29 protein-coding genes and 1 tRNA gene are annotated in these 24,554 nt (G+C 67.8%); 13 read left to right on the top strand and 17 right to left on the bottom strand.

Annotated elements, in window-relative coordinates; translation table 11 throughout:
• Positions 1–351: riboflavin synthase (locus tag C474_RS11800; RefSeq protein WP_394295423.1), on the top strand; the 351-nt coding region annotated here is incomplete at its 5' end.
• An 80-nt stretch (positions 352–431) separates the two neighbouring features.
• Here the strand turns inward: C474_RS11800 and C474_RS11795 are convergent.
• Entirely contained in the window at positions 432–1,439 is a 1,008-nt protein-coding gene (locus C474_RS11795; protein ID WP_008387055.1) for a PrsW family intramembrane metalloprotease, read from the bottom strand.
• A 106-nt stretch (positions 1,440–1,545) separates the two neighbouring features.
• On the opposite strand from C474_RS11795, the gene C474_RS11790 reads away from it, so the two are divergent.
• The 3 genes from C474_RS11790 (at position 1,546) to C474_RS11780 (ending at position 3,691) form a co-directional block, all read left to right on the top strand.
• On the top strand, positions 1,546–1,923 hold the full coding sequence (locus tag C474_RS11790) for a DUF7532 family protein (RefSeq protein WP_008387053.1): 378 nt from the start codon (positions 1,546–1,548) through the stop codon (positions 1,921–1,923).
• On the top strand, positions 1,920–3,350 hold the full coding sequence (locus C474_RS11785; RefSeq protein ID WP_008387051.1) for a DUF402 domain-containing protein: 1,431 nt from the start codon (positions 1,920–1,922) through the stop codon (positions 3,348–3,350). The genes C474_RS11790 and C474_RS11785 overlap by 4 nt, the downstream gene beginning before the upstream one ends.
• A 71-nt stretch (positions 3,351–3,421) precedes the next feature.
• On the top strand, positions 3,422–3,691 hold the full coding sequence (locus C474_RS11780) for a HalOD1 output domain-containing protein (protein ID WP_008387049.1): 270 nt from the start codon (positions 3,422–3,424) through the stop codon (positions 3,689–3,691).
• 220 nt (positions 3,692–3,911) lie between these two features.
• Here the strand turns inward: C474_RS11780 and C474_RS11775 are convergent, their stop codons facing one another.
• The 4 genes from C474_RS11775 to C474_RS11760 form a co-directional block, all read right to left on the bottom strand.
• Complete coding sequence (locus tag C474_RS11775; RefSeq protein ID WP_008387048.1) at positions 3,912–4,244, bottom strand: NifU family protein; 333 nt, start codon at positions 4,242–4,244, stop codon at positions 3,912–3,914.
• A 114-nt stretch (positions 4,245–4,358) separates the two neighbouring features.
• Entirely contained in the window at positions 4,359–5,876 is a 1,518-nt protein-coding gene (locus C474_RS11770) for an LVIVD repeat-containing protein (RefSeq protein WP_008387046.1), read from the bottom strand.
• A gap of 200 nt (positions 5,877–6,076) precedes the next feature.
• On the bottom strand, positions 6,077–7,048 hold the full coding sequence (locus tag C474_RS11765) for an ROK family protein (protein ID WP_008387044.1): 972 nt from the start codon (positions 7,046–7,048) through the stop codon (positions 6,077–6,079).
• Positions 7,049–7,164: 116 nt separating this feature from the next.
• Positions 7,165–7,623, bottom strand: a complete 459-nt coding sequence (locus tag C474_RS11760) for a universal stress protein (protein ID WP_008387042.1) — start codon at positions 7,621–7,623, stop codon at positions 7,165–7,167.
• 229 nt (positions 7,624–7,852) lie between these two features.
• Here C474_RS11760 and C474_RS11755 point away from each other — a divergent pair, with 229 nt between their 5' ends.
• On the top strand, positions 7,853–8,593 hold the full coding sequence (locus tag C474_RS11755) for an SDR family NAD(P)-dependent oxidoreductase (protein ID WP_008387041.1): 741 nt from the start codon (positions 7,853–7,855) through the stop codon (positions 8,591–8,593).
• An 81-nt stretch (positions 8,594–8,674) separates the two neighbouring features.
• Here C474_RS11755 and C474_RS11750 read toward each other — a convergent pair whose 3' ends face one another.
• On the bottom strand, positions 8,675–9,055 hold the full coding sequence (locus C474_RS11750) for a DUF5611 family protein (RefSeq protein ID WP_008387039.1): 381 nt from the start codon (positions 9,053–9,055) through the stop codon (positions 8,675–8,677).
• Between the two features lie 114 nt (positions 9,056–9,169).
• Complete coding sequence (locus C474_RS11745) at positions 9,170–10,234, bottom strand: DUF7093 family protein (protein ID WP_008387037.1); 1,065 nt, start codon at positions 10,232–10,234, stop codon at positions 9,170–9,172.
• A gap of 126 nt (positions 10,235–10,360) precedes the next feature.
• On the opposite strand from C474_RS11745, the gene C474_RS11740 reads away from it, so the two are divergent.
• The gene (locus C474_RS11740; protein ID WP_008387035.1) at positions 10,361–10,660 is read left to right on the top strand and encodes a DUF6432 family protein; all 300 of its coding nucleotides are present in this window, start codon (positions 10,361–10,363) and stop codon (positions 10,658–10,660) included.
• A 68-nt stretch (positions 10,661–10,728) separates the two neighbouring features.
• Entirely contained in the window at positions 10,729–11,823 is a 1,095-nt protein-coding gene (gene ygfZ / locus C474_RS11735; RefSeq protein WP_008387033.1) for a CAF17-like 4Fe-4S cluster assembly/insertion protein YgfZ, read from the top strand.
• A gap of 33 nt (positions 11,824–11,856) precedes the next feature.
• Here ygfZ and C474_RS11730 read toward each other — a convergent pair whose 3' ends face one another.
• A complete protein-coding gene (locus C474_RS11730; protein WP_008387031.1) occupies positions 11,857–12,939 on the bottom strand; it encodes a geranylgeranyl reductase family protein in 1,083 nt (360 codons plus the stop codon).
• 118 nt (positions 12,940–13,057) lie between these two features.
• On the opposite strand from C474_RS11730, the gene C474_RS11725 reads away from it, so the two are divergent.
• Positions 13,058–13,813, top strand: coding sequence for a hypothetical protein (locus C474_RS11725; protein WP_008387029.1), 756 nt, complete (start codon positions 13,058–13,060; stop codon positions 13,811–13,813).
• Between the two features lie 12 nt (positions 13,814–13,825).
• Here C474_RS11725 and C474_RS11720 read toward each other — a convergent pair whose 3' ends face one another.
• Positions 13,826–14,821, bottom strand: a complete 996-nt coding sequence (locus C474_RS11720; protein WP_008387027.1) for a WD40/YVTN/BNR-like repeat-containing protein — start codon at positions 14,819–14,821, stop codon at positions 13,826–13,828.
• 171 nt (positions 14,822–14,992) lie between these two features.
• Between C474_RS11720 and C474_RS11715 the strand changes: the two genes are divergently transcribed.
• Positions 14,993–15,196: a hypothetical protein gene (locus C474_RS11715; protein ID WP_008387025.1), complete on the top strand. Its 204-nt coding sequence runs from the start codon at positions 14,993–14,995 to the stop codon at positions 15,194–15,196.
• A 127-nt stretch (positions 15,197–15,323) separates the two neighbouring features.
• Here the strand turns inward: C474_RS11715 and uvrA are convergent, their stop codons facing one another.
• Positions 15,324–18,272 (bottom strand): excinuclease ABC subunit UvrA, encoded by a 2,949-nt coding sequence (gene uvrA, locus C474_RS11710; protein ID WP_008387023.1) that lies wholly within the window; start codon positions 18,270–18,272, stop codon positions 15,324–15,326.
• A 107-nt stretch (positions 18,273–18,379) separates the two neighbouring features.
• Positions 18,380–18,733 (bottom strand): cell division protein SepF, encoded by a 354-nt coding sequence (locus C474_RS11705; RefSeq protein WP_008387021.1) that lies wholly within the window; start codon positions 18,731–18,733, stop codon positions 18,380–18,382.
• Positions 18,734–18,854: 121 nt separating this feature from the next.
• On the opposite strand from C474_RS11705, the gene C474_RS11700 reads away from it, so the two are divergent.
• Complete coding sequence (locus tag C474_RS11700) at positions 18,855–19,529, top strand: DUF1028 domain-containing protein (RefSeq protein ID WP_008387020.1); 675 nt, start codon at positions 18,855–18,857, stop codon at positions 19,527–19,529.
• Positions 19,530–19,551: 22 nt separating this feature from the next.
• Here the strand turns inward: C474_RS11700 and C474_RS11695 are convergent, their stop codons facing one another.
• Positions 19,552–20,034, bottom strand: coding sequence for an RNA-binding protein (locus C474_RS11695; RefSeq protein WP_008387019.1), 483 nt, complete (start codon positions 20,032–20,034; stop codon positions 19,552–19,554).
• Positions 20,035–20,204: 170 nt separating this feature from the next.
• On the opposite strand from C474_RS11695, the gene C474_RS11690 reads away from it, so the two are divergent.
• On the top strand, positions 20,205–20,513 hold the full coding sequence (locus C474_RS11690; RefSeq protein WP_008387018.1) for a DUF7562 family protein: 309 nt from the start codon (positions 20,205–20,207) through the stop codon (positions 20,511–20,513).
• Positions 20,514–20,612: 99 nt separating this feature from the next.
• Positions 20,613–21,932: a ribonuclease catalytic domain-containing protein gene (locus tag C474_RS11685; RefSeq protein ID WP_008387017.1), complete on the top strand. Its 1,320-nt coding sequence runs from the start codon at positions 20,613–20,615 to the stop codon at positions 21,930–21,932.
• 87 nt (positions 21,933–22,019) lie between these two features.
• On the opposite strand, the gene C474_RS11680 is transcribed toward C474_RS11685, so the two are convergent.
• The 3 genes from C474_RS11680 to C474_RS11670 all read right to left on the bottom strand — a co-directional run bounded on the left by C474_RS11680 (position 22,020) and on the right by C474_RS11670 (position 23,264).
• On the bottom strand, positions 22,020–22,253 hold the full coding sequence (locus C474_RS11680) for a DUF7385 family protein (RefSeq protein WP_008387016.1): 234 nt from the start codon (positions 22,251–22,253) through the stop codon (positions 22,020–22,022).
• A gap of 95 nt (positions 22,254–22,348) precedes the next feature.
• The gene (locus C474_RS11675) at positions 22,349–22,753 is read right to left on the bottom strand and encodes a CBS domain-containing protein (protein ID WP_008387015.1); all 405 of its coding nucleotides are present in this window, start codon (positions 22,751–22,753) and stop codon (positions 22,349–22,351) included.
• Positions 22,754–22,829: 76 nt separating this feature from the next.
• On the bottom strand, positions 22,830–23,264 hold the full coding sequence (locus C474_RS11670; protein ID WP_049916935.1) for a hypothetical protein: 435 nt from the start codon (positions 23,262–23,264) through the stop codon (positions 22,830–22,832).
• A 139-nt stretch (positions 23,265–23,403) separates the two neighbouring features.
• Between C474_RS11670 and C474_RS22370 the strand changes: the two genes are divergently transcribed.
• Positions 23,404–23,565 (top strand): TFIIB-type zinc ribbon-containing protein, encoded by a 162-nt coding sequence (locus C474_RS22370; RefSeq protein ID WP_160166835.1) that lies wholly within the window; start codon positions 23,404–23,406, stop codon positions 23,563–23,565.
• 32 nt (positions 23,566–23,597) lie between these two features.
• On the opposite strand, the gene C474_RS21455 is transcribed toward C474_RS22370, so the two are convergent.
• A complete protein-coding gene (locus C474_RS21455; protein ID WP_160166834.1) occupies positions 23,598–23,870 on the bottom strand; it encodes a HalOD1 output domain-containing protein in 273 nt (90 codons plus the stop codon).
• Positions 23,871–24,235: 365 nt separating this feature from the next.
• Positions 24,236–24,307 (bottom strand) — tRNA-Ala (locus tag C474_RS11655).
• Positions 24,308–24,554: the final 247 nt, after the last annotated feature.

Here is a 24,554-nt window from a genome sequence, read left to right as displayed (position 1 = left end):
CCTCGCGCCATCAGAGATGTGTATAAGAGACAGGTGCAGGGGCACGTCGACACGACGGCGACGGTGACGGGAATCGAACGCGTCGGCGACGACTGGTTCTTCGAGTTCGACCTGCCCGAGTCGATAGCCAAGTACGTCGTGCAGAAGGGTTCGGTCTGCCTCGACGGCATCAGCCTCACCGTCGCGGACCGCCGCGAGAACGACTTCTCCGTCGCCGTCGTCCCGACGACGTACGAGGTGACGACGCTCTCGGAGAAGTCGGCCGGCGACCCCGTCCACGTCGAAGTGGACGTGGTGGCGAAGTACGTCGAGAACATGGTGTCGGGCTACGCCGACGCGCTGGCGCGTTGACGCGCTGACACCGAGAGGGGTTCCGAGCGGAAGCGAGCGAGGTTGAGCCGACCGTTCGGGCGGTCGGGTCGACTCGTCGACTACTCGAACTCGGTCTGTTCCGACCGCATCGACTCGTCGTGCATCGGCGTGTGCGCCTGCCGGTAGACCTGTTGGTAGCGCCGAATCTTCCGAATGAGGTAGAGGCCGAAGATGCTGTCGTAGATGAGGACGTAGGCGAGGAACGCCCACAGGCCGCTGAGCGGCGTGAACGCTTGGATGAGCCCCGCCCCGATGCTGACCGTGGCGTTGTACGTCGCGTGGACGAACGCGGCGATAAGCAGGCCCTTGACGACGATAGGGCCGCGGTTCTCGCGGTTGAACTTCGCCAGACCGAGGTAGTAGCCCGCGATGGCGGAGTAGATGACGTGGCCCGGACCCGCGAGGGCGCGGACGGCCGTGATGCCGCCGCCGGCGCCGATGAGGCCGAGGCCGAACTCCAACTGGCTCCCGCCCTGCGGCAGTTGCTCGGTGATGTAGAGGGCGTTCTCGATGAACGCGAAACCGAGGCCCGCCATCGCGCCGTAGACGGCGCCGTCGACGACGGCGTCGAACCGGTCGTCGCCGTAGGCGTACAGGCGCACCGCCAGGAGTTTCACCGTCTCCTCGACGGGGCCGACGACGACGTAGAAGAACAGTATCATGCCGAGGCCGCCGAGCGCCTTGAAGTACTGCTGGAGGGCGCCGTTGAGGACGGCGGCGAAGTTGGCGGTCAGCACGCCGAGGAGGAACGTCCCGACGAGGAGCGACAGCGGTTCGTTCGTCGTCGCGTCGGAGTAGTAGACGTACGCGGCGAGTCCCAGCGCGGGAATCGCCGAGAGGGCGGTGAGCAGGCCTATCTCGGGGGTGGTGAGCGCCGCGAACCCGCCGATGGCGAGGAGGAGGACCAACGCGAGGAGGACGACGACGATGCGGGCCGACGCGGTGAACAGGCGATACAGCGCCACGGCGAGGCCGTCGACGGACGTCCGTTCCTCCCACGTGGAGACGTCGTAGAGGTCCGTCGAGGCGTCCGAGGCTCGTTCGACCGGGTCTCGTCTCTCTGCCATCGCCCTGACAATACAACGGGACCCCGGTAATATCTTCGGCCGAGCGCGGACGACGGCCGCGGAAACGGGCGCTTGAAAGGGTGTGAGAACCAACTGCGGAGCGAGCATGCATTTCGACCAACGCACGCAGGCCGCCCTCCGCGACGCCGGCCTCACGACCGAGGAGATTCGAACCGCCTCCGACGCCGTCGCCGACGCGGTCGAACGCGACGCCGAGACCATCCGCGCGTTCTTCGGGGACGGGGGGACGATGCACTCGGACATGGAGATGGCCCACAGCGCCAGCGACGTGCAGGAGCACGAAGTGGAGTACGTCGACCTGTTCACGCACGGCAGCGACCTGCGGGGCTACCTCCGCTTCGACTCGTGGGGCGTCCCCGTCGAGGGCGGCCGGGTACTGAGCGACGAGAAGGTCGAACTGTCGCTCGGGCCGACCGTCGACGCCCGCGTCCGGTTCGCCCGCGACCCGGACTCGCTGCGATGAGCGGCGGGGAATCCGCACCCGTTCGCGCCCGCGTCCGAGGCATCTACGCGACGGCGCTGACGCGCCTCCTGTTGGACGCCGGCCACGAGGTGGTGCAGGCCTCCGAGCCCATCCGCGACCGCTTCGACGCGGAGTTCGAGGACGGCCACCACGAGGTGACGGCGGCGACGACGGACGACCGACGGGGGGTCGGCGTCCACGGCGACCCGGACGCGGTCGGAGCGGTCGCCAACCTGCTCTCGGCCGTCGGCGTCGACACGTTCGCGTGGGCGGACCCCGCGCCGCCGGGCGCCGTCTTCGACGCCCGCGTGACGGAGACGAAAGGCTCTGGTGCGGTCTGCTCGCTGGGCGATTCGGAAGGATTCCTCCCGTTCCGCGAGACCGACGAGCGAATCGAGGCGGGCGACGCCGTCCGCGTGCAGGTACGCGACCCCGAACCGCCGTGGAGCGACCGCAGGGCGTCGCTCACGACGGGAGTGCGCGCCGACGGCGGACTGGCGACGCTGGTGCGGGGGCGCGACGACGTCACGGTGAACACCCGCGACGACGCCGCTGGACGCGAACTCGTCGGCATGACGGATTTCCTCTCCGTCGACGCGCCGGAGGGTTGGGGCATCGAGTGGTCGCACGCGGCGACGAGGGCGGACATGGACGCCCTCGGCGCGGCCCTCGAACGCGCCGCCGGGCGCGCCGAAGCGATGGACGATGCCCTCGCGGACGCGGACGGCGCCCCCGAACCGCTCCGGCGACTCGCCGCCCCCGGCGCGGGACGGTGGGTCTGGTTCGGTCGCGAATCGCGCTTCGCGCTGGACGAGCGCCGAAGGGAGGTGGAGACGACGATGCCGGGACACCACCGGACGAAGGCGTCCTGCGAGGCCGCCAGCGCCGGCGTGGACTTCGTGGAGGCGATGTGTTCTCCGTCGGGGGAGTTCCCGTTCGGCGTGGTGACGCGGCAGTTCGGCCCCGTCGAGGGCGACAGGGTGGGCATCGGCCACGGTAAACCCGACGGGCGGGCGTTCCAGTTGGGCCGCGGTGAGGTGGTCGAGTGGGACGCCGACGGAACGCTCTCGGTGGAGCGGACGCTGTCCGGCGGCGGCGTCTACGACGGCCTCGGGACGCCGCGTGAGTCGGGCGACACGGCCCTCACGAAGTTCCGCGAGGGCCGGTGGTGGTATCCGACCGTCTACCGGAACGCCGGCGGCGACCTGAAGGGGACGTACGTGAACGTCTGCACGCCCGTCGAGTGCTTCCCCGACGAGGTGCGCTACGTCGACCTGCACGTCGACGTGATAAAACATCCCGACGGGACGGTCGAACGCGTCGACGACGACGAACTGGACGAGGCGGTGGAGCGAGGAACCGTGAGCGAGGCGCTCGCGGAGAAGGCGCGGTCGGTCGCCTCGAGTCTGGAGAACGCGCTCTCGTAGTGAGCGAATCGGTCGCGGGAACGACGAACGAGCGCGAACTATTTGTCGGATGGTTGTGAGAATCGAACGGGATGGATGAGACGCCGGACGATGCGATAATTCAGCGGCAGCTACAGACGAACGCCGAGGAACCGGCGGTAGAGGTGGCCAAAATCGTCGCCGAGTTGGAGGGAACCGCCGCGGATCAACTCGGCCCGACGTACGTCCAAATCGACCACATGCTGGACCACCTGTTCTCGAACCCGCCCGCCCCGGAGGCGCAAGTGGAGGTGACGTTCACCTACGAGGGCTACCGCATCACGGTCAGCCAGAGCGGACGAGCGCAGTTCGTGAAGGTGTAGGCGGGCGAAGCGGAAGCCGAGAGGTTCGAGCGGGCCGAATATCCGCAGTACGTCGCTCGCCGTGAGTTCTCACGAGGAGCGACGGCCAAGAAAGACTCCGAGCAGTCGCACCGCGACGAGCGAAGCGAGTCGCGGCAGGTTTTTGGTCGAGCTTTTTGCGGTGAGGGTCCCCGCAGGGCCGCGTAGCGGCCCGAGGAGACTCGAACGTGCAAAAAGCTCGTTAGAAGTGCCCGGTGTCTTCGTCGCCGTACTGGAGTTCGCCGCCGCGGCCGCCCTCGACCGTGCTGGCGCCGTGGTCGCCCGAGCTCGGGACCTTCACCTGCACGTCCGTCACGTCGTCGAAGTCCATGATGAGGTCGGATTTGATGTTGTTCGCGGTGATGTTCGAGATGCCGCACCCCGAGCAGGCGCCGCCGAGTTCGACGACGACTTCGCCGGACTCGGCGTCGGCCTTGCGGACGACGCTGTCGCCGCCGTGCATCTGGATGATGGGCATCTGGCCGACCATCCAGTCCTCGATACGCCGTTTCAGCGAGTCCCCGTCGTCGCTCATACGCTTCCCTTCGCGCCCCACACTTTGATGCCTTCCGGTTACCGTCTGGGCGCCGACACGTGAACGGATGTTTCTCACGGTCTATCGCTCGGATTCGGGCGTTCGAGGGGACGGTTACTTCCGTCGGGCGCGCCGGAGGAGTCGCCACGAGGCGAGGCCGAGTGCGCCCGCGGCGGCGCCCGCACCGAATCCGGGCGCGGACGCCGACGCGCCGTCGTCCGATTCATCCGGTTCGTCCGGTTCGCCGGTCGCCGCCGCCGTACCGCCGGTGCTTCCCTCCGACGTCGCCGTCGCCACGGGGGATTCCGTCTCGGTCGCCGCGGAGGCGGACGTGAGCGACGGCGGCGACGCCTGTTGGCCCGCGTGGTCGGGGAACGTGTACAGGCGGCCCGGCACGTCGCCGACGCCGCGACTCGCGCCGACGAAGAATCCCTCCTGCGCGCCCGGTCGGGCGAGGCGGGCGGTCCAGAACGACGCCTCGTCGGGCATCCGCCACCACGAGAGCGGTTCGGGATTCCGCGGGTCCGACACGTCGTGGCGCTTGACGCCGCCGCGGTACCACGAGGAGTACAGGCGGCCGTCGGCGAACTCGAAGTTGTGCGCGGTGGTCCAGACGCCGCCGTACGTCGGGTCCGGCGACGGCGGCGGGTCGATAGTCGAGAGCCTCCGGGGTGCGGCGGGGTCCGACACGTCCCAGAGGTCGATGCCGGAGGGGCCGCCGACGAGGCGCGACTCGCCGGTCCCGTCCGCTCCCTCGTCGCCTCCGCCGATTCGCTGCGCCCACGACTCCTTGCCGACGCCGAGGAGCGTCCCCGACTCGTCGGTGGCGACGTAGTGGTGGTTGCCCGGCGGGAGGACGCCCTCCCGTCGGCTCTCGGCGTTCGAAGCCGCGAGTTCGGCGGGGTCGGGAACCTCGACGCCGCCGATGTGGGTCGGGTTCGTCGGGTCCGAGACGTCCAAAATCCACGTGCCCGCGTCCCAGTGGGCGACGTAGGCGGTGTCCCCGCCGACGAAGACGTCGTGGACGGCCCGTCGCCCGTTCCGCACGTCCGCCCACGCGCCGTCGACGCCCGTGAGCGTCCACTCCGAGAGCGTCTCGCCGGAGTCGATGTCGAGAACCGCGAGGGCGTTCGTCTCGCCGTCGTTCTTCGTCAGGTAGGCCAAGCCGTCGCGGACGAAGCAGTTGTGGATGGGAAAGTCGGTCTCGTGGAAGGCGACGCGTTCGGGCGCGGCGGGGTCGGAGACGTCGACGACGAGGGCGCCCGCGACGGCGCCGGGCAGGGGGTTCGCCGGACCGACGACGACCAGCGTCTCGGGGTCGGTCGCGTCGAGTTTCACGTCGTAGATGCCGCGGAGCGGACCGGCTTCGTGGTCCGCGAGGGGTCCCCGCACGTCGGCGAGGAGTTCCGGGCGGTCGGGGACGGAGACGTCGACCGTCGCGTACCCGGTGCCGGTGGCGAGGTAGGCGACGCTGCCGTCCGGCGAGGTGACGGCCTCCTTCGTCCCCGCGACGTCGACGCGACCGTACGGTTGGTACGGGCCGGGGTGGGCGGCCGTCGGCGTCGCGGCGGCGGAGAGGAGACCGGTGGCACCGACGAGCGCGCCGGTGCGGAGGAAGTCGCGGCGGCGCATACGCTCGTTCGGGTTTCGAGCGGGATAAGTCGGCGGTTCGACGGGGGGAGAAGGCGAAGGAGAGGGTCAGACGGCGGGCGCGGGGCGGGCAGCGGAACGGTCGTCGGTCCCGCCTGCGAAGGAACGCCCGAATCTTCGCGACCTACATCCGCGAACGGTCGCCGGTCCCGCCTGCGGGACCACTCGTGAATTTTCGCGCCCTACAGGCGCGAACGGTCACCAGTGCCCCCGGTCAACGCACTCGCCAACGCGCCCTGCACGACGACTTCGTCGCCGAGCGTCGTCAGTTCTATCTGCGGGACGTTCACCATCACCATCTCGTCCATCCGTTCGCGGATGGGTTCGAGGATGAGGTCGGGATTGTTGAGGGCGACGGCGCCGCCGACGTAGATAGTGAGCGGGGCGTACGCGTGGACGATGTTGGCGATGCCCATCGCGTTCCAGTGGCCTACCTGGTCGACCACGTGGCGCGCGAACTCGTCGTCCTCGGCGTGTTCGAAGATATCCACCGCCGAGAAGTCGGGGTCTTCCATGGGGAGGACGGTGTCCACGCTGCCGTCCTCCTCGTAGAGGAATCTCGCGTATCGGGGGATGTTGTTCCCCGAACAGTACGCCTCCCAGTGACCGTCGTGTCCGCATCCGCAGGTGAGTTCGCCCTGCGGGTCGAGCGTCATGTGCCCGACCTCGCCGGCGTTGCCGTCCCACCCCGAGAGCACGTTGCCGTCGACGCAGACGCCCGCGCCGACCCCCGAGGAGATGGTGACGTACACCATGTCGTCGGGGTTCCGTTCGGAGTGGAACCGCTCGCCGATGACGCCCGCGTTCGTGTCGTTGTGGAGGTAGACTCGGTCGGTGTCGAGGAGGACCGAGAGCGGTCCCGTGAGGGGGATTCTATCGATGGTGTCGGGGAGGTTCGCCGGATTTTCGACGGCGCCCTCGGCCAGGTCCAACGGACCGATGGAGGCGACACCGGCGGCGACCGCATCCTGGGGTTCGACGTCCGCCCCCGAACACGCCTCGCGGACGATTCTGAGGATCGCCTCCGTGATGGCGATGCCGGTCGGACCGCGAGGCGTCTGGTCGCTGCGACTGCTGAGGACCGTGCCGTCTTCGTCGGCTACGACCGCGCGGACGTTGGTCGCCCCGAGATCGACACCCACGTAGTAGGCCATTGTACCGATACCCGTTTGCCCCGCACTTAACTAAGAGGTTTCTCACACGAATCCGAGTTCGATTTGCACGCGTCGAAAGCGCGTGCACGCGCCGGGAACGGCTTCCCGTCCGACCGTTACTTCGTGTCCGCGCGAACGAACGTGACCGGACAGGGCGCCGAGAGCATGACTTCCTGAGCGACGCTGCCGAAGACGGCCTTCCCGGCTGGCGACCGGCGGCGGCCGCCGACGACGATTCGGTCGGCGTCGACGTTCTTCGCGAGGTTCACGATGGACTCCCCGTGGTCGCCGACGCGCCCGCGAATCCCGTACTCGATGCCGGCCTCGTCGAGTGTCGCGACGAGTTCGCGGACCGTCGAGTGTCGCGTCGCCACGTCGTCCGGGGTCACCTCGTCGGCCGTTCGGTCGAAGTCGAGGTTGTCGAGGGCCGAATCGTACTCCTCGCGCGTGAAGACGTGCCCGAGGATGACGCGGGCGCCGGTCGGTCCGGCGACGTCTATCGTCTCCTCGGCGAGTCGGTCGAGTCGGTCTGCATCGCCCGGGCCGACGGCTAACAGGATGGTCTCTATGGCCATAACTACGCTATCACCCCCGGAAACTTAACTGTGGCGATTATTTACTCGCTTACGAATTAAATATTCGAGCGAGCCACTGGCGGTCGCGGCGTACGGTCCCAGGTCACGTGCTAGCATCATGTAACTTTCTCCGCGTCGTCCCGTCGAACCGGACAAATCGGAGACGGCGACGGACCCGGCGGCGCGCCGAGGGCGACGGCGTAATGTGGGCTCCCACGAACGAAGTCGTATGCTCTCACCAGAGTTGGACGGCCGCGTCGCGTTGGTCACCGGGAGTTCCAGCGGTATCGGCCGGGCGATAGCCCTCCGCGCCGCCGCCTCGGGGGCGTCCGTGGCGATACACTACCACACCAGCGAGGAGGCGGCGGCGGAGGCGGCCGTCGAGGCGCGCGAACTCGGCGCCCCCGCCGCGACGACGGTTCGAGGCGACGTGACGGACCCCGACGACGTCGACGCGGTGTTCGACGCCGCCGAGGCGGAACTGGGAACCGTGGACCTCCTGGTGAACAACGTCGGCGACTTCGCGCCCACCCACTGGGAGGAAATAGAGTTCGAGACGTGGCGGCGGGTGATGGAGACGAACTTCTACGGTACCGTGCTCTGCTCGAAGCGCGCGCTCCCCGGAATGCGCGAGCAGTCGTGGGGGCGCATCGTCAATATCGGGTACGCCGGCAGCGAGAAGGCGCTCGTCGCCCCGAAGAACTTCCCGTACTTCGTGGCGAAGACGGGCGTGCTGATGTTCACGCGGATGCTCGCGGCGGACACCCAAGACGACGGCGTGACGGTGAACGCCGTCTCGCCGTACGTCGTCGAGACGTCCGACGAGTTCCCCGAGGACGCACCGCGGGGCCGGTGGGCGGGCGTCGACGACGTCGCTCACGCCGTCTCCTTCTTCTGGGACGAGGGGTCGGAGTACCTCTCCGGTGAGAACGTCGAAGTCGACGGGGGATGGCTCCCGGAACGGATCTGAGCGGAGGAACTCGCGGCGGGACGCGGTCGCTCCCGGTCGGTGACGGGCGCGCGGCGTCGCCCGCGCGGAGAAGAGACCCGCTCAGTAGTCGGGAGATTCGTCCTCGACGGACCGCTTCAGCGAGTCGCGGCGCGACTTGGCGTCCCGTCCGGTCGCTTCGAGGAGGAACGTGTTCTTGGCGTCGACGGCGTCGCCGGCCGCTTCGAGTTCGTCGGGACCGAGTTCCGTCGGGTCGCGTTCGTGGAACTCGACGGCGAGTTTGTCCTTCTTACCGCTGTACTTCACCGCGCCGGCGACTATCTTCTCGAAGACGGGATTCGAGGGTTCGCCGACGACGTGCAGGTCGCTCCCTTTGTAGTCCATCGTCTCGGTGATGGGACCGAACATGTCCTCGATGTACGACTCCATGTCGGGTACTCGCTCGTCGAGGGTCTCGCCGCGGCGCATCTTGTACTCCTTCATGGCCCGTCGTTTGACAGGGGACGGTTTACCTGTTTCGTCCCTCGTCGCTTCTTATGCCGTATAAAAGCGTCTCGCGCCGCCTATAAGTCGGTTCGCGAAATGCCGGGGGAGAGACTACAGTCGGCGTTCGGCGATGTACCCCTGTCGGCACTCGGGGCAGATGTCGCCCGCGCGCATCGAGGAGACGCCCGCCCCTCGGGCGTGACCGCAGTTCGGACAGTAGAACTCGATTCGGTCGTCGGGGACGTCGGCCTGCAGTTCCCCCCGCGACTCCGCGCGGCCCACCCCGTCGTCGGCGTCGCCGCCGGCGCGAGTCGCCTCGTCGGACGACCGCCCGTTCGCCTCGGGTGCGAGGCCGCCGAACGACACCTCCGACGCCGTGCCGTCGGACGGTTCCGCCTCGAACCCTTCGTCTTCGCTCTCCTGGACGGGCCAGGAAGTCTGTCGCTCCTCCAAGTCGGTCCGTTCGGGCCACTCGCCGTGGCCGCGGTCGATGTCGGGCGCCTCGACCGCCTCCTCGTCGGCGTCGATGAACTCCGCGTCGTCCGTGACCGGTTCGTCCTCCTCGGCGGGCGGGTCGGTCGGGACCGGTTGACCGTCCGTCGACTCCCGCGTCGGCGTGTCCTGCGCCGCGGACTCCTGCGCCGCCGCCGCGGGGTCGGCGCCCGTCTCCTCGGGCCACTGCGTCTCGTCGCGTTCGGTGTCCTCGTCGCCGAGGATGACCGCGTCGTCCTCATCGGGGTCCGACGGCGGTTCGAAGTCGTCGTCGTTGAACGACTCCGAGTCGGCGTCGGTCGCGGGTTCCGCGGCGGCGTCGGACGCGTCGGCCGCGCCCGCGTTGTCGCCGTCCGCGGCCTCCGCCGAGAACGGGTTCGACGCGTCGGGTTCCGCCTCAGCGATATGGGAACCGGGGTCGTCGACGGGCGAGGTTTCGGGGTCGGCGGCCGCGGGGTCGGCCGCCTCGGGCGCGGCGTCCGTCTGTCGATCCAGTCCCACCTCCTGTGCGCTTCGGATGGCGGTGATCTCCTTGTTCTCGCTGACGACGTGTTCGGCCCCGCACTTCTGGCACACCTGAATCTCCCGGATGGTGACGACGACTTCGTCGCCCTTCTCCTCGCGTTCGCGTTCTATCTCGGGGTCCCCGTACTGATGCCCGAGTAGACGGCACTTGAGTCCCATTACCCGCCTTTCGGAAACTCAACGACTAAAATGTACCCCCTCGCCGTCCGACGCCCGGCATTTGGTGTGCTACTCGGGAGCACGCTCGGGGGACAGTATAAACCGCCCGCGGACGATGTACCGAGCATGAGAGCGCGGCGGGAGTTTCGAGACCGACGAGACGTGGAGGTCGACCTCCTCGACGCACTCGTCGACCGGGCCGAAGAGGGTATGACCGTCTTCGAGTTGCGCGCGGCCGTCGACGCCGACATCGACACCATCGAGGAGGCGCTGTCGGCGCTGAAGTCCGACGGACTCATCTCGGTCGACAGCGGCGAGGACCGCGTGGTCATCCTCCCGGCCGACCGGGTGGTCCCGGACCCGACGGCGGAACCCGAGGAAGAGCGGAGTTTCATCGACGCCGTCCGCGAGCGGTTCGGACTGTGACCGACGGCGCGTAGGCGGGTCGACGCGTGACGAGGACGTTTTTACTCCAGAGTGCGGAACGTGAGGTAATGACCGTCGTAGAGGAGATGCACGAGCGGTACGGGGCGACGTTCGAGACCCGCGCAGGCCGGCGCATCGTCCGCGACTACGGCCGCCCGGAGCGAACCCACCGGGCGGTCCGCAAGGGCGCGGCGGTGATAGAGATGGGCTACGGCGTCGTCGTCGTCGAGGGTGACGACCGGGTCGAGTTCGTCGACAACGCGGTGTCGAACCGCGTGCCCGACGCCGACAGCGAGGGCGTCTACGCCCTCCTGCTGGACCCGCAAGGCCGCATCGAGACCGACATGTACGTCTACAACGCGGGCGAGCGACTGCTCTGCTTCACGCCGCCCGAACGCGCCGAACCGCTGATCGACGACTGGTCGGACAAGGTGTTCATCCAGGACGTATCGATTCAGGACGCCTCGACGGAGTTCGGCGTGTTCGGCGTCCACGGCCCGCAGTCGACGGAGAAGGTGGCGAGCGTGCTCAACGGCGCGGCCGCACCGGAACCCGCGCTGACGTTCGTCCGCGGGTCGATGGGCGACGAGGGCGTCACCGTCATCGCGGGCGACGGCCTCGCGGGCGAGGAGGGGTACGAAGTCGTCTGCGCGGCCGACGACGCCGAACGTGTCTTCGAGACGCTCCTCACCAACGGGATGAACGCGCCGCCGTTCGGCTACGCGACGTGGGAGACGCTCACTGCCGAGGCCGGCACCCCCCTGTTCGACACGGAGTTGGAGGGTAAGGTACCGAACGTGCTCGGCCTCCGGAACGCCTTGGACTTCGAGAAGGGCTGTTACGTCGGCCAGGAGGTCGTCTCGAAGGTCGAAAACCGGGGCCAACCGAGCAAGCGCCTCGTCGGCCTGCGACCCGAAGCGGTCCCCGAGTCGGGCGCGGCCGTCTTCGACGGCGACTCCTCCGTCGGCGAGGTGACGCGGGGCGTGGCGAGTCCGTCGCTGGAGGAACCCATCGCGTTGGCACTGGTGGATTTCGACCTCGACGCGGACGCGGTGACGGTCCGCGTCGACGGCGCGGAGGTAGACGCCGACGTGACGGCGCTTCCGTTCGTGGAGGGCAGCGACGCGTCGCGGCGACTGCCGGCGTATCTCGCGCGAGAATAGGGCGACGCGACCGGACCGCGTGGGACGAACGCCTCAGCGACCCAACAGCGTCCCGAGGTGCTCCCGCGAGAAGAAGGACGTGGGCTTGTCCATGTGGACGGCTATCTCGCCGGAGAGCGACCGCAGGCCGAGGTGCTGGACCCGTTCCGGGAGCGAGTACGCCCGACGGACCCAGCGACCCATCGAAATCTCCTTCGATAGTTCGGCGCGCCACGCGGACTCGTAGTCGCGGAGCGTCGCCGGGTCGTCGGGGTCGACGGCCTCTATCGCGCAGTCGGCGGCCGTCATGCCGTACAGGATGCCGCCGCCGGTGAACGGTTTCGTCTGCGCGGCGGCGTCACCCAACAGAAAGACGCGGCGCGTCGTGACCCGTTCTGGCGGGCCGATGGGAATCCCACCCGAACAGAAGTGCGTCGTCTCCACGTCGTACTGGTCGGTGAGCACGTCGAACATCTCGTTGACCTCCGCGCCCGGCGGCGCGGCGAGGCCGTACTCGACGCCCGCCTCGCCGCGCGGGATGCGCCACGCGAAGAATCGCGGGACGGTGAGATGGACGTCGACGAAGTCGCCGTCGTCGGTCGCCTCGTCGAACGCGAGGACGCCGTGCAGAATCTCCTCGGGTTCGTCGAGTCCCACCTGGCGGCGGACGCGCGAGACCGGACCGTCACAACCCGCGACCATCTTCGCCTCGACGGTCCGCTCCTCGCCCGCCGCGGAGACGGTGAGTTCGACGCGGTCGTGGTGCTCTTCGACGCTCGTGACGGTGTGTCGCTCCCGCACATCGGCGCCCGCCTCGCGCGCGCAGTCGGCGAGCGTCCGGTCGAGTTCCACGCGGTCGATGACGTTCGACACCTCATCGGTCTTGTAGAACGGGTAGGAGTTCGAGTCCGCGCCGCCGACGTGGAAGTTCGCGCCGTAGACGCGGTTCTGGAGGAGACGCTCCTTCGCTCCGTCGGGGACGTACGCCCAGATGTCGGTGCTGACGTGGCCCGAACAGGCCAGCGGGGTGCCGACCTCGCCTTTCTCGAAGGCGACGACGTCGTAGCCGGCCGCCGCGGCCCGACGGGCGAAGCGCGCGCCCGCGGGACCGACGCCGACGACGGCAAAGTCATACATTTGCTACGGGTTCGGCCGCCGGCGAACAAATACCTTCGCTGTCTGCACAGTCTCGGAGCGAGCGCAGAGACTGACACGGAGGCGTAATGATAAATCAACGGATAGAGAATAAGGTCGTATGCGCCGGGACGCTCTCCTCGCCGCCGTCATCGCCCCCGTCGCGTTCACGAGTTATCTCCTCAGTCTGGGTGTCTCGGGCGCGATGGGCGACGCTCGAACCGCCCTCCTATTCGTCGTCTTGCTCGCCGCCGTGGGCGTGGTCGTCGTCGTCGGACACCACCTCGGTCTCCTCACCCCGCTTCCGGTCACCACGTCGCTGCTGCTGCTCGTGCCGTGGATCGGATTCGGGCCGCGCCTCGGGACCGGACGGGGCGGCGTCGCCCCCGACTCGCTCGTCGCCCCCGACTTCCTCGTCGGCGTCGCCCTCGCGGAGACGGTCATCGTCTCCCTGGCCGCCGTCGAGTATCTCGCGCTCAGACATCCCCGCGTGAACGACGCCCTCGACGGCGAGACGGGCGTCGGGTCCCTCGCCGCCGGCGTCCTCTACGCCGCCGTCATCGTCGGCTTCTCCGGCCTCCAGTTCCGAACGTTCGACCTCGAAACCGTCGGCCTCGCCGTCTGGGTCACGGTCGGACTCGTTCTCGTCGGGTCCGTCCCCGTCTACGTCGCGGTCAAGACCGGTCGCCTCTCGCCCGCCGCCGTCGTCGGCGCGGGCCTCGGGTTCGTCCTCGTCGTCCCCTCAGGCGACGGCCTCTCGTTCGGCGCGCTGTACGCCATCGGGTGGCTCCTCCCGCTCGTCCTCGCCCTACTTGCGGCCGAGGGGGAGGCGCGACTCCGCCGCATGCACGCCGGCGATTCGAGCATCAGAGCGTAGCCGCAACGGGAGTCACCGCTCGACCGTCGGCACCGCCGCGAGTCCGGCGGGCGTCTGCCGCTCGTAGGCGTCCGGCCACGGCACGTCGAGGCGGTCGAACGAGTCGCCGCCGTCCGCGGTGCGGTAGAGGCCGCGGTTGGTGACGGCGTAGAACTCGCCGGCGTCGCCCCCGCGGGCGAGCACCGCGCGGACGACGCCCGGCCCCGTCGGCATCCCCGCCTCGTCCAGTCGCTCCCACGCGCCGTCGCCTTCGCGTCGATAGAGGTACGACTCGGCGCGGTCGGCGTCGTGCGCCGAGCGCGGACCGCTGGCCGACGAGATGAGGACGCGCGAGGGGTCCGTCCGGTCCACGACGACGCTCCAGCAGTACCGGTGGTCGAGTCCCTCCTGCGGGTGAGTCCACGTCTCGCCGCCGTCGCGCGTCTCGGCGTAGCCGTCGCCCGCGGCGGTCCACGCGCGGCCCGGTTCGTCGGCGTGCGTCGTCATCGAGTGGGTGTCCCGGCGGGCGGACGGGACCCGGTCCTCCCACGTCTCCCCGCCGTCGCGGGTCCGTACGAGAGCGCCCGCCTCGACGCCGACGTACAGGTGCTCGGGGTCGTTCGGGTCGGGTTCTATCCACCGCGCGTGGTGGGTGTCCGGGCGCGGCGGGAACGACCACTCCGAGGCGGACGGCAGGTCTGTCAGTCCGTCGAGTTCCCGCCAGGTCTCGCCGCCGTCCGCAGACGCGAAGACAGCGCTCGGTTCGGTCCCGGCGTAGACGACGGCGGGGTCGCGCGGCGAGACGGCGACGCTCGTCACCGACTCGGGCAGGGCGTCGGCGCCGACCCGTTCCCAGGTTTCCCCGCCGTCGTCGGTCCGGTGGAGGCCCGACTCGAACGTCCCGCAGAAGGCGCGGGCCGGCGCGTCGGCGTCCGAGGCGAGACACTCCACGTCGTGGCCGCCGAACGTCCGGCGCGCCGTCGGCGACCCCGTCCCGGCGTCCTCGACGACGAGGACGCCGCCTTCCATCGCGACGTAACACGTTGTCATGCGATCACCTAACGCGCCGCCGACCTTGACCGTTGCGCGGACGCGTACAGGCACCGGGCACGAACGTCGACCGCCGATTGCGGCGCGCCCAAGTATCTAAACAGATAACTAGAGGGACAGTTTCTTTGCCACCGGTCCGAGAGGGGAAGTATGTCCGCGAACTGGACGGCGAGATACGCACTGGGGATGAGCGGCCTCGTCGTGGGCGGCTTCTGGCTCGCGGGGTTCCTGTTATCGGTAGACAGCGCCGCCGCCGCGAGCCCGGACGCCGCCACGGCGACGAAAAGCATCGGTATCTTCGCGCTCGCCGTCTCCCTGGTCGCCGCCGCGACGCTACTGGCGACGGTGGAGTGAGCGCGAGACGCTCTTCGAGGGCGTCGAGAAAATCAGCTCCGAGAATCGAAGCGGAACCGAACCGAAGGGACGAGTACCACGGAGACCGGCGGGACGGTCCCGTGAGGCACGCGACCGGGGTCGCGATTCAGTCGTCGCTCGGCGCCTTCGCGGGCTTGCGGCGGTCCGAGCGCGGCCCCTCGATGTCGACGGCTGGCAGTAGGTCGCGGAGATACCGCCCCGTGTGGGACTCCTCGACTCGCGCCACCTCCTCGGGCGTGCCGATGGCGACGATGTCGCCGCCGTGCTCGCCGCCCTCGGGACCCAGGTCAACGATGGTGTCGGCGTTCTTCACCAAGTCCAGTTCGTGTTCGACAACGACGACGGTGTTGCCGTTGTCGGTGAGTCGCTGGAGCACGTCGATGAGCTTTCGCTCGTCCTCTTTGTGCAGGCCCGTCGTCGGTTCGTCCAGCAGGTAGAGCGTCTCGCCGGTCTGCTTTTTCCCCAACTCCTCGGCGAGTTTGACGCGCTGGGCCTCCCCGCCCGAGAGGGTGGTGGAGGGCTGGCCGAGGGTCATGTAGCCGAGACCCACGTCCTTCAGGAGTTGGAGGCGGCGGCGAATCTGGCGGTTCGACTCGAAGAACTCCAGGGCGTCCGCGACTTCCATGTCGAGCACGTCCGAGATGGTCTTCTCCTTGTACGTCACGTCCAGCGTCGCGTCGTTGTAGCGCGCGCCGCCGCACTCCTCGCAGGGGACGTACACGTCCGAGAGGAAGTTCATCTCTATTTTCACCGTTCCCTGCCCGCCGCAGGCCTCACAGCGCCCGCCCTTCACGTTGAACGAGAAGCGGCCCTTCTCGTAGCCGCGCTGTTTCGATAGCTTCGTCTGCGCGAACAGTTCGCGGATGTAGTCGAACACGCCGGTGTACGTCGCGGGGTTCGACCGGGGCGTCCGGCCGATGGGCGATTGGTCGATGAGCCGCACCGTCTCGATGTGCTCGGTGCCCTCGATGGCGTCGTGTTCGCCCGGGTGGACCGACGTGTTGTCGTTCATCGTCCGCGCGAGCCCCTTGTACAGTATCTCGTGCATCAGGGTCGACTTGCCCGACCCGGAGACGCCCGTGATGGCGGTGAACTGTCCGATGGGCAGCGACACGTCGAGGTCCTTCAGGTTGTGCTGGCGCGCGCCGCGGACGGTGAGCGCCCCCTCCGAGGTGCGTCGCTCCTCGGGGACGGGTATCTCCCGTCTACCCGAGAGATACTCGCCGGTGAGGGAGTTCTCGGCGGCGCAGATGTCGTCGAAGTCGCCCTGCGCGACGACTTCGCCGCCGCGCTTGCCCGGACCGGGACCCATGTCCACGACGCTGTCCGCGCGGCGCATCGTCTCCTCGTCGTGTTCGACGACGATGAGCGTGTTACCCAGGTCGCGGAGGCCCTCGAGCGTGTTCAAGAGGCGGTCGTTGTCCCGCTGGTGGAGGCCGATGGACGGTTCGTCGAGGACGTAGAGGACGCCGACCAGACCGGAACCGACCTGCGTGGCGAGTCGGATGCGCTGGCTCTCCCCGCCCGATAGGGTGGCCGCCTCGCGGTCCAGCGTGAGGTACTCCAACCCCACTTCCTCCATGAAGCCGAGGCGGGCGCGTATCTCCTTGAGAATCTCCTCGGCGATGGTCAGTTCTCGCTCGCCGAGTTCGGCCTCCAGTCCCTCGAAGTGTTCGAGGGCGTCGCCGATGCTCATCCGGTTGACCTCGGTGATGGCGGTGTCAGCGACGAGGACGTGCCGGGACTGCTCTTTCAGGCGCGTGCCGTCGCACTCGGGGCAGGTGGTCGTCGCCATGTACTTCTCGATGTGGTCGCGCGTGGAGTCGGAGTCCGTCTCGACGTGGCGGCGTTCGAGGTTCGGGATGACGCCCTCGAAGCGCTTTTCCTTCCGGCGGGTGCCGTTGCGCGTCTGTCGCTCGAAGACGACCTGCCGGTCGGTGCCGTAGAGGAACTGTCGCCGGGTGTCCTCGTCCAGTTCCTCGAACGGCGTGTCGACGCTCACGCCGAAGTGCGCCGCCACCGAGTCGAGGCGCGTGCGGTAGTACGACCGGTTGTACGACCACGGCTCGAAGACGTTTTTGATGGCTTTCGAGGGGTCGACGACGACGAGTTCCTCGTCTACCTCCTTCGTCTGACCGAGACCCTCGCAGGCCGGACAGGCCCCGTGGGGACTGTTGAACGAGAACGACCGCGTCTCTATCTCGGAGAACTGGAACTCGGAGTTGGGGTTGCCGAGTTCCTCGGAGAACTGCACGACGAGTCGGTCGTCGCCCTCGCCCGCGAGGTCCCCCGTAGAGCGGGTGTTCGACGCGAACGGCACGTCCTCGGGCGGGTCGGGCACGACGAGTTTCAGCATACCGTCGGCCTCCTCCAACGCCGTCTCGACGCTGTCGCCGATGCGGGAGCGGTCCTCCGGGCGTATCTTCACCCGGTCGACCACCACGTCGACGGTGTGGTCGTAGTTCTTGTCGAGGTCCGGTCGCTCGACCGTGAGGTCGAACTCCTCGCCGTCGACCTCCACTCTCGCGTACCCCTCCGAGACCAGGTCGTCGAACAGGTCCTCGAACGCCCCCTTCTGGTCGCGGACGACGGGCGCGATTATCTTCGCGCGCGTCCCTTCCGGCAGCGAGAGTATCTGCGAGACCATGTCCTGTGCGGACTGCTCGCCGACCTCCTCGCCGGTGATGGGGTCGTACTGCGTGCCGACGCGGGCGTACAGCAGACGGAGGTAGTCGTGGAGTTCGGTCACCGTGCCGACGGTCGAACGCGGGTTGTTCGCCGCGTTCTTCTGGTCGATGGAGATGGCGGGCGAGAGACCCTCGACGGCCTCCACCTGTGGTTTGTCCATCTGCCCGAGGAAGTTGCGGGCGTACGCCGACAGCGACTCGATGTACCGTCGTTGTCCCTCGGCGTAGATCGTCTCGAAGGCGAGCGACGATTTGCCCGACCCCGAGAGGCCGGTGACGACGGTGAACGCTTCGCGGGGAATCCGGACGTCGAGGTCTTTGAGGTTGTGTTCTTCGGCGCCTCGAACCTCGATGAAGTCCTTGCTCATCTACGCTCGGCTAGGGCGAGCGGACGGCTAAACCCATCGGTTGTGGTAGGATAGCACACCTCAGCGCGGCGGTTCGCGGTCTCGGCGAGACGAGCGGGAGAGGTAGACTACGACAGTTTCTCGCGGGCGATGGTGACGCCCGTGGGAACGATGATTATCTGGTCGTCGCCCTTCTGGACGATGTCGCCGTCCACCTCGTCGGCCACCTGCCGCAGGTCGTCGATGATGTGTTCCATCGTGCTGTCGGAAGTGGTGTGCCGCGTGATGTCCGCGATGACGAGGTCGCCGTCGTAGACGGCGTCCTTGATGGCGACGACGTCCTGCTTGCCGCCGATGCTTGCGATGTGGACGCTCATGCCCGCTTCGCCGCGAGCGGTGTCGAAGTCGTCCAAGTCGAGTTCGACGTAGTCCTCCGTGGTGTGGCTCTCACCGCCGCTGAGGATTTTGCTCATGATTCCCATGTCGGCTACAACCGCTACGTCCGGGTTAGTTCTTACGTCAGACGACCGTCAGACTTCCGACAGAACGGGCGCGACGGGCCGGCATACCGAGGTTTTTGCGCCGCGCGTCCGACCCGCGAACGTGACCTTCAGCATCTGCGTCCGCGAACGCTACGAGGACGAACTGGGCGAGGAGCAGACGCGGTTCGGCGTCGCCGTCACGACGCGCCTGCCGGGCGTGGGGACGCTCTGTCCGTTCGCCTCGGAGAACGGCGCGGTGGCGACGCAGAGCCTCGTGAACGTCGAGTTGGGCCGCAAGGGCGTCGCGTACCTCGACGACGGCCTCGCCGTCGACGACGCCCTGAACGCTCTCTTGAACGCCGACGAGGGACGCGAGCAGCGGCAACTCCACGGCGTCGGGTCCGACGGGGAGTTCGCGTTCTCCGGGGCGGAGTGTCAGGGCTGGTTCGGCCACCGCGTCGGCGAGAACTACACCGTCGCGGGCAACCTCCTCACCGGCGAATCGGTCGTCGACGCCGCCGCCGAGGCGTACGAGTCCGGCGACCGGTCGGAACCGCTGGCGAAGCGGCTGGTGGACGCCCTCGAAGCGGGGCACGAGGAGGGGGGCGACAAGCGCGAGGACCTGGAGGTGCAGAGCGCCGCGCTGGTTGTCGAGACCACCGAGGAGCGGTCGCCGCGGCCGTACTACGACGACCTGCGGGTGGACGCGACGCGGACGCCCGTCGCGGACATGCGGGAGACGTACGAGACGGCGACGGAGGGGTACGAGGCGGCCGTCGAGAAATACCAAGAGTAAGGTCGGCGAGCGGCGACGACGCTCAGACCGAGAACTGGAACAGGTCGTCGCCGACGTGGTGGAGCGATTCGACGACCTTGCCCGAGTCGCCGACCATCTCCGGCCCGGATTCGAGCGCGCGGCCGATTGCGAGCACCTTGCCGTGCGTCTCCTCGGCTATCAGGACGAGGTCGCCCGCTTCGATGCCGTCGTCGGCGTCGACGATGCCGGGGCGCATCACGTCGGCGCCGTCGCTGACGAAGGAGACGGCGCCCGCGTCGACGGTGACGACGTTCGCCGTCGGTTCGTAGCCGTTCGCGCCCGCGACGGTGAGAAACGGGCGCTCGTCGTCCATGTAGACGACCACCGGGTCGCCGTCGACGAGAACCACGTCGAAGTCGGCGTCGGTCAGTTCGACCATCTCGTAGGTGTCGCCGTCGAGCGCCACGCCGGTCTGGTCGGCGATGGCGTCCTCCAACTCCGAAATCTCGTCCGAGCGAAGGTGGTGGCGGGACTTGACCTTCATACCCCCGACCACGGAACCGCCGTGAATAAATCGACCGCTCTCCGAGGCGGCGACCGTCGGGAGTTCGAAGGAGGCGTCGAGAACGGAAGCGCGTCGAGAACGGAGATGCACCGGCCGTCGGATGCGGACGCGGAACAAACGCTAAGTAACGCGGGTTCATGCTGGCTTCTATGTGGCGTTCCCGGACCAACCGGGGTCGGAAGACGGTCGTCTGTATCGCCTGCGGGACGTCGGTCCTTCGGGGAGAGGCGCGAGAGTACGACAAGGAGGGAGACCGCTGGAACCGACAGGGCAAGCAGTTCGAGCACCTCTGCAAGGAGTGTTATCGCGGACTGTGCCACCAACCGCGGACGGAACTGGAGTCGCTCCTCGTGGACATCGAGGCGGACGGACTCCACCGAACCGAGTTTCTGAAGCGGTACGTCGAGGCGGTCGAAGAGCGGTACGGCTCCGCCGAGGAAACGGAGCGGGAACGGTAGTCCCGTCGCCGTCTCTGCGTCTGAGGGCGGCGCTTTTTCGGACGCGCGCGAATCCGTCGGTGCGACACGACTAACTACCTCTCGCGTTTAGTCGAGAGCATGTCGAACGACGCGCAGGCGCAGGCCGGGACGGCGGAGGGGCAGGGCCCCGTCGAGATCAGTCCCGACGTCGCCCGGCAACTGCAGGAGAAGCGCGAGGAACTCTTCGAGGAGTTCGAGATCCGCGACGCGTTCCCCGGACCCGTCCTCTCGGAGGCCAGAGAGCGTACGACGGACGTACAAGACGAGATCCGCGAGGAGGTGGACGAACGCCAGGACCTCCGCGAGTTGACGACGTGGACGACCGACCCCATCGACGCGCAGGACTTCGACGACGCCATCTCCATCGCCGAGAACGAGGAGACGTACACGCTGTGGGTACACATCGCCGACGTGACCCACTACGTCCACCCCGAATCGGAGATGTGGGCCGAAGCGGTCAAGCGCGGGAACACCGTCTACCTCCCCGCATACACCATCCACATGCTGCCGCCGACGCTGGCGGAGACGGTCTGTTCGCTGGTCCCCAACGAGGACCGCCTGGCCCACACCGTCGAGATGGAGATAGACAAAGAGAACCTCTCGTTCGAGAACATCGACATCTACAAATCGGTCATCGAGTCGGACGAACGCCTCACCTACTCGCAGGCCGAAAAGCGCCTCGAAGACGAAGACGCCGCCCTCCACGAGGAGTGCACGCTCGTCTACGAACTCGCCGACCAGATGCACCAACAGCGAAAGGAGGACGGCTCCCTGGTTCTGAACCCGAGCCGGGACCGGGCGCACACCATCATCGAGGAGTGCATGCTGAAGGCCAACAAGGCCGTCACGCACGAACTGATGTGGGGCCGCGGCGTCGAGGCGATGTACCGCGTCCACCCGCAACCGACGCCCGACCAGTGGGACAAGGCGCTGCGGGAGATAATGGAACTCGACGGCGTCTCCATCCCGAGCGCGTCGTTCGACGACCCGCGGAAGGCCGTCAACGCCGCGCTTGAGGACTCGCCGGGACGCGCCTTGAACAAGATTCAGCGCGCCGTGCTGAAGGTGATGCCTCGCGCGAAGTACATGAACGACCCCTTCGGCGGGCACCACGCCCTGAACTTCGACATCTACGGGCACTTCACCTCGCCCATCCGCCGGCTCTCTGACCTCATCAACCACTGGATCGTCCACGAGAACGACGTGCCGGAGGACCTCATCGAACTCTGCGACCGGGCGTCCGACCGACAGAAGGACGGCGAGACGGCCGAGCGACTGTACAAACAGTTCCTCGAAGAGGTCGGTCTCGACCCCTACGCGGTGAACAACCGCGGCATCGTCACCGTCGACGAGGACGGCGACGTGGTCGACGAGAACGGTCTGCCGCCGGAGGAGTAGCGTCGACGCCGGCGGAACCGCCCGTCGGAAAACCTGACGGGCCGTCGCGTCGCGCGAACGCCGCGTTCTGCCGCTCTTCGCCGGCCGTTACTGCTTGTGTGTGAACAGCACCACCTCGTCCTCGTGCGTCGACACGCAGAGGTCGAGCATGCGGCTCAGTTCGAGGCTGCTGTATTCGCCCTCGCAGACGACCAAGTCGTCGAAGGGGTTCCCGCAGGCGGGACAGGCGATGCTCACGGTGTTTCGGTACGTCGTGACCCCGTCGACGGCCTCGTTCGGCGTCAACGAGGAGGTGAGTTCGTCGTACTCCGCGTCGTCCATACCCTCCGTGCGCGGAGGGGACGCTTAGTGGTACCGATGGGCACGTACCCTGCCGGAGAAACGGCGAACGGTCGGGCGGTCCGGGTCGACGGCGCTCAGGACGGACTGGGTGCCTCGGCCGTCGAGAGGTAGGCGGCGAGGTCCGTCGTCGTTATCATCCCGATGACGCCCTCCTCCTCGTCGACGACGGGCACGTGGTGGAAGCCGTGGCGCATTATCGTGTCGGCGACGTCGCGGATGGACACCTGCGCCGTCGTCGTCACCACGTCGTCGGTCATGTACTCGGAGACGGGCGTGCGGTCTTTGGGCTGCCGTTCGGCGACGATTTTCACGAAGTCCGTGTTCGTGAGGATGCCGACCAACTGGTTGTCGTCGTCGACGACCATCACCGAACCGATACCTTTCTCCATCATCACCTGCGCGGCGTCCTCGACGAGCGTATCGGGCGAGACGGTGTACGCCGACGTCGACATCAGACGCGCGACGAAAATATCCTCCATGAACGTAGCTAACAGTCTCGGGGCATAAGGGTAGCGCCGAAAGAGCGAAGCACGGCGTCACCGGCCGGCCCTCGTTTCACCGTCCGACCCGCCGACCGAAGAGCAACGGCGTCACGAACAGCGTCAGCGGAACCAGTATCCACACCTGCCCCGAGAACACGTCGTACTGGCCGAGCGTCACCGACACGGGCGTCCCCTCGACGTATCCGACGAGGAACTCGAAGCCGACGGTCAGGACGGTCCACCCCGCTCCGACGGCCGCCAGTTCGGCGCGCGTGTACTCGGCGTCGGTGGTCGCGAAGAAGGCGTACGAGATGACCGCGATGGCGGCCGTGAGGAGTCCCGTGCTGAGGACGTGGCCGGCGTGCTCGCCGGTGCGCGGGACGATGACCGTCTCGCGGAAGACGCCGTTGACGACGGCGACGGCGGCCATCAGCGCCCACGGGACGAGCGAGCGGAGCAGTCGCGGTCTGCGGGCGGTTCCCGGGTTCGAGGCAGGCGTAGAGGACATGGTTCGACCGAAGAGAGGGTCGCCGAGGGGGTATACGCGGCGGCTGATTCCCGACGGGAGAGAGAACGCGAGACGTCGAGAGCGCTCGTCCGGTCGGAGCGCCACCACACTCATGCGCGCGGGCGCCGTCGTCGCGCACGTGACCGACTGTCCCAACTGCGGCGAGACGCTGGCCGACCCCGACCCGCACAGCGCGGACGGCGCCGACTACGTCTGTGAGAACTGCGGTCGGAAGTGGCAGGACGGCATCGGCGACGAACTCCAACGCGTGTTCGAGAAATCGACCGACGAGCGTCGGTAGCCCGTTCGGACGACGCGAACCGACGGCCGCGGCTACTCCTCAGACGGTTCGAATCGGACCTCGTCGTTGGTTACCCGAACGACGCCGCCCTCGTACTCGAAGGCGACCGTGAGGCCGGTGTTCGGGTTTTCGAGTATCCTGTCGGCCGCCTCGGCGTCCATCACCTCCGAGACCGGACGCAGCGTCGTGGGGTCGCGGCCTGTCGCCTCGGCGACGACGCCGACGATTTCGCTCGCCAGTTCGTCGTAAGAGAGGTCGGGTATCGAGCGTCCGTCCGGACCGGTGGAGGTGGTCTTTTCCGTCATGTCTTGTTTCTCTCGCAGCTCCCGTCGCACGAACCGCGGCGTTTCCGTTTGTGTCACCGTCGTCCGATTAGAAAAGTCTGCGGTCGCGGCGGTTTGGATAATCAGAGGAGAGTCGCTTCACTCGTCGGTAGTGTCGAGAGCAATGAGTGGACTCGCGGGGTCCCCGCGAGCGTAGCGAGTGAACGGGGGCAAGCGAGTCCATTGACTGGAGCGAACGAAGTGAGCGGAAGGAAATGGACTCGCGGGGATTTGAACTCACTCGCTCACTCCGTTCGCTCGCTGCTCAAATCCCCGCTCGAACAGAACACGAATCCACTCGACATACGCGGCTCGCTTCGCTCGCCGGTAGTGTCGAGAGAAATTAGTGGACTCGCGGGGATTTGAACCCCGGGCCTCTTCCTTGCGAAGGAAGCGATCTGCCACTGATCTACGAGCCCGCACTTCGTTCGAAGGCGTCCGGTCATTTGTACCTTCTGTTTCGCCCCCGGCGCGAGAGCCACTGACACGGGGAACGACCGCGGATATCCGGTCGCTGCGGCCGGGCGGCGGCCTGAGAACGAGAGACGGAGCCATCGCTCGCCGAGGTGGGAAACGCGAGAGAGAAAACGGCGCGTGCGCCTTAGCGTCGTGGCTTCGAGTCGAGCGGCCAGACGCGCGCCGGTTCGTCGCCCTCGCGGGCGACGC

Source organism: Halogeometricum pallidum JCM 14848, from assembly GCF_000337095.1.
GTDB lineage: Archaea > Halobacteriota > Halobacteria > Halobacteriales > Haloferacaceae > Halogeometricum > Halogeometricum pallidum.
The sequence above is the reverse complement of the archived record's forward strand: the minus strand, read 5'-3'. Positions and strand labels throughout refer to the sequence as shown.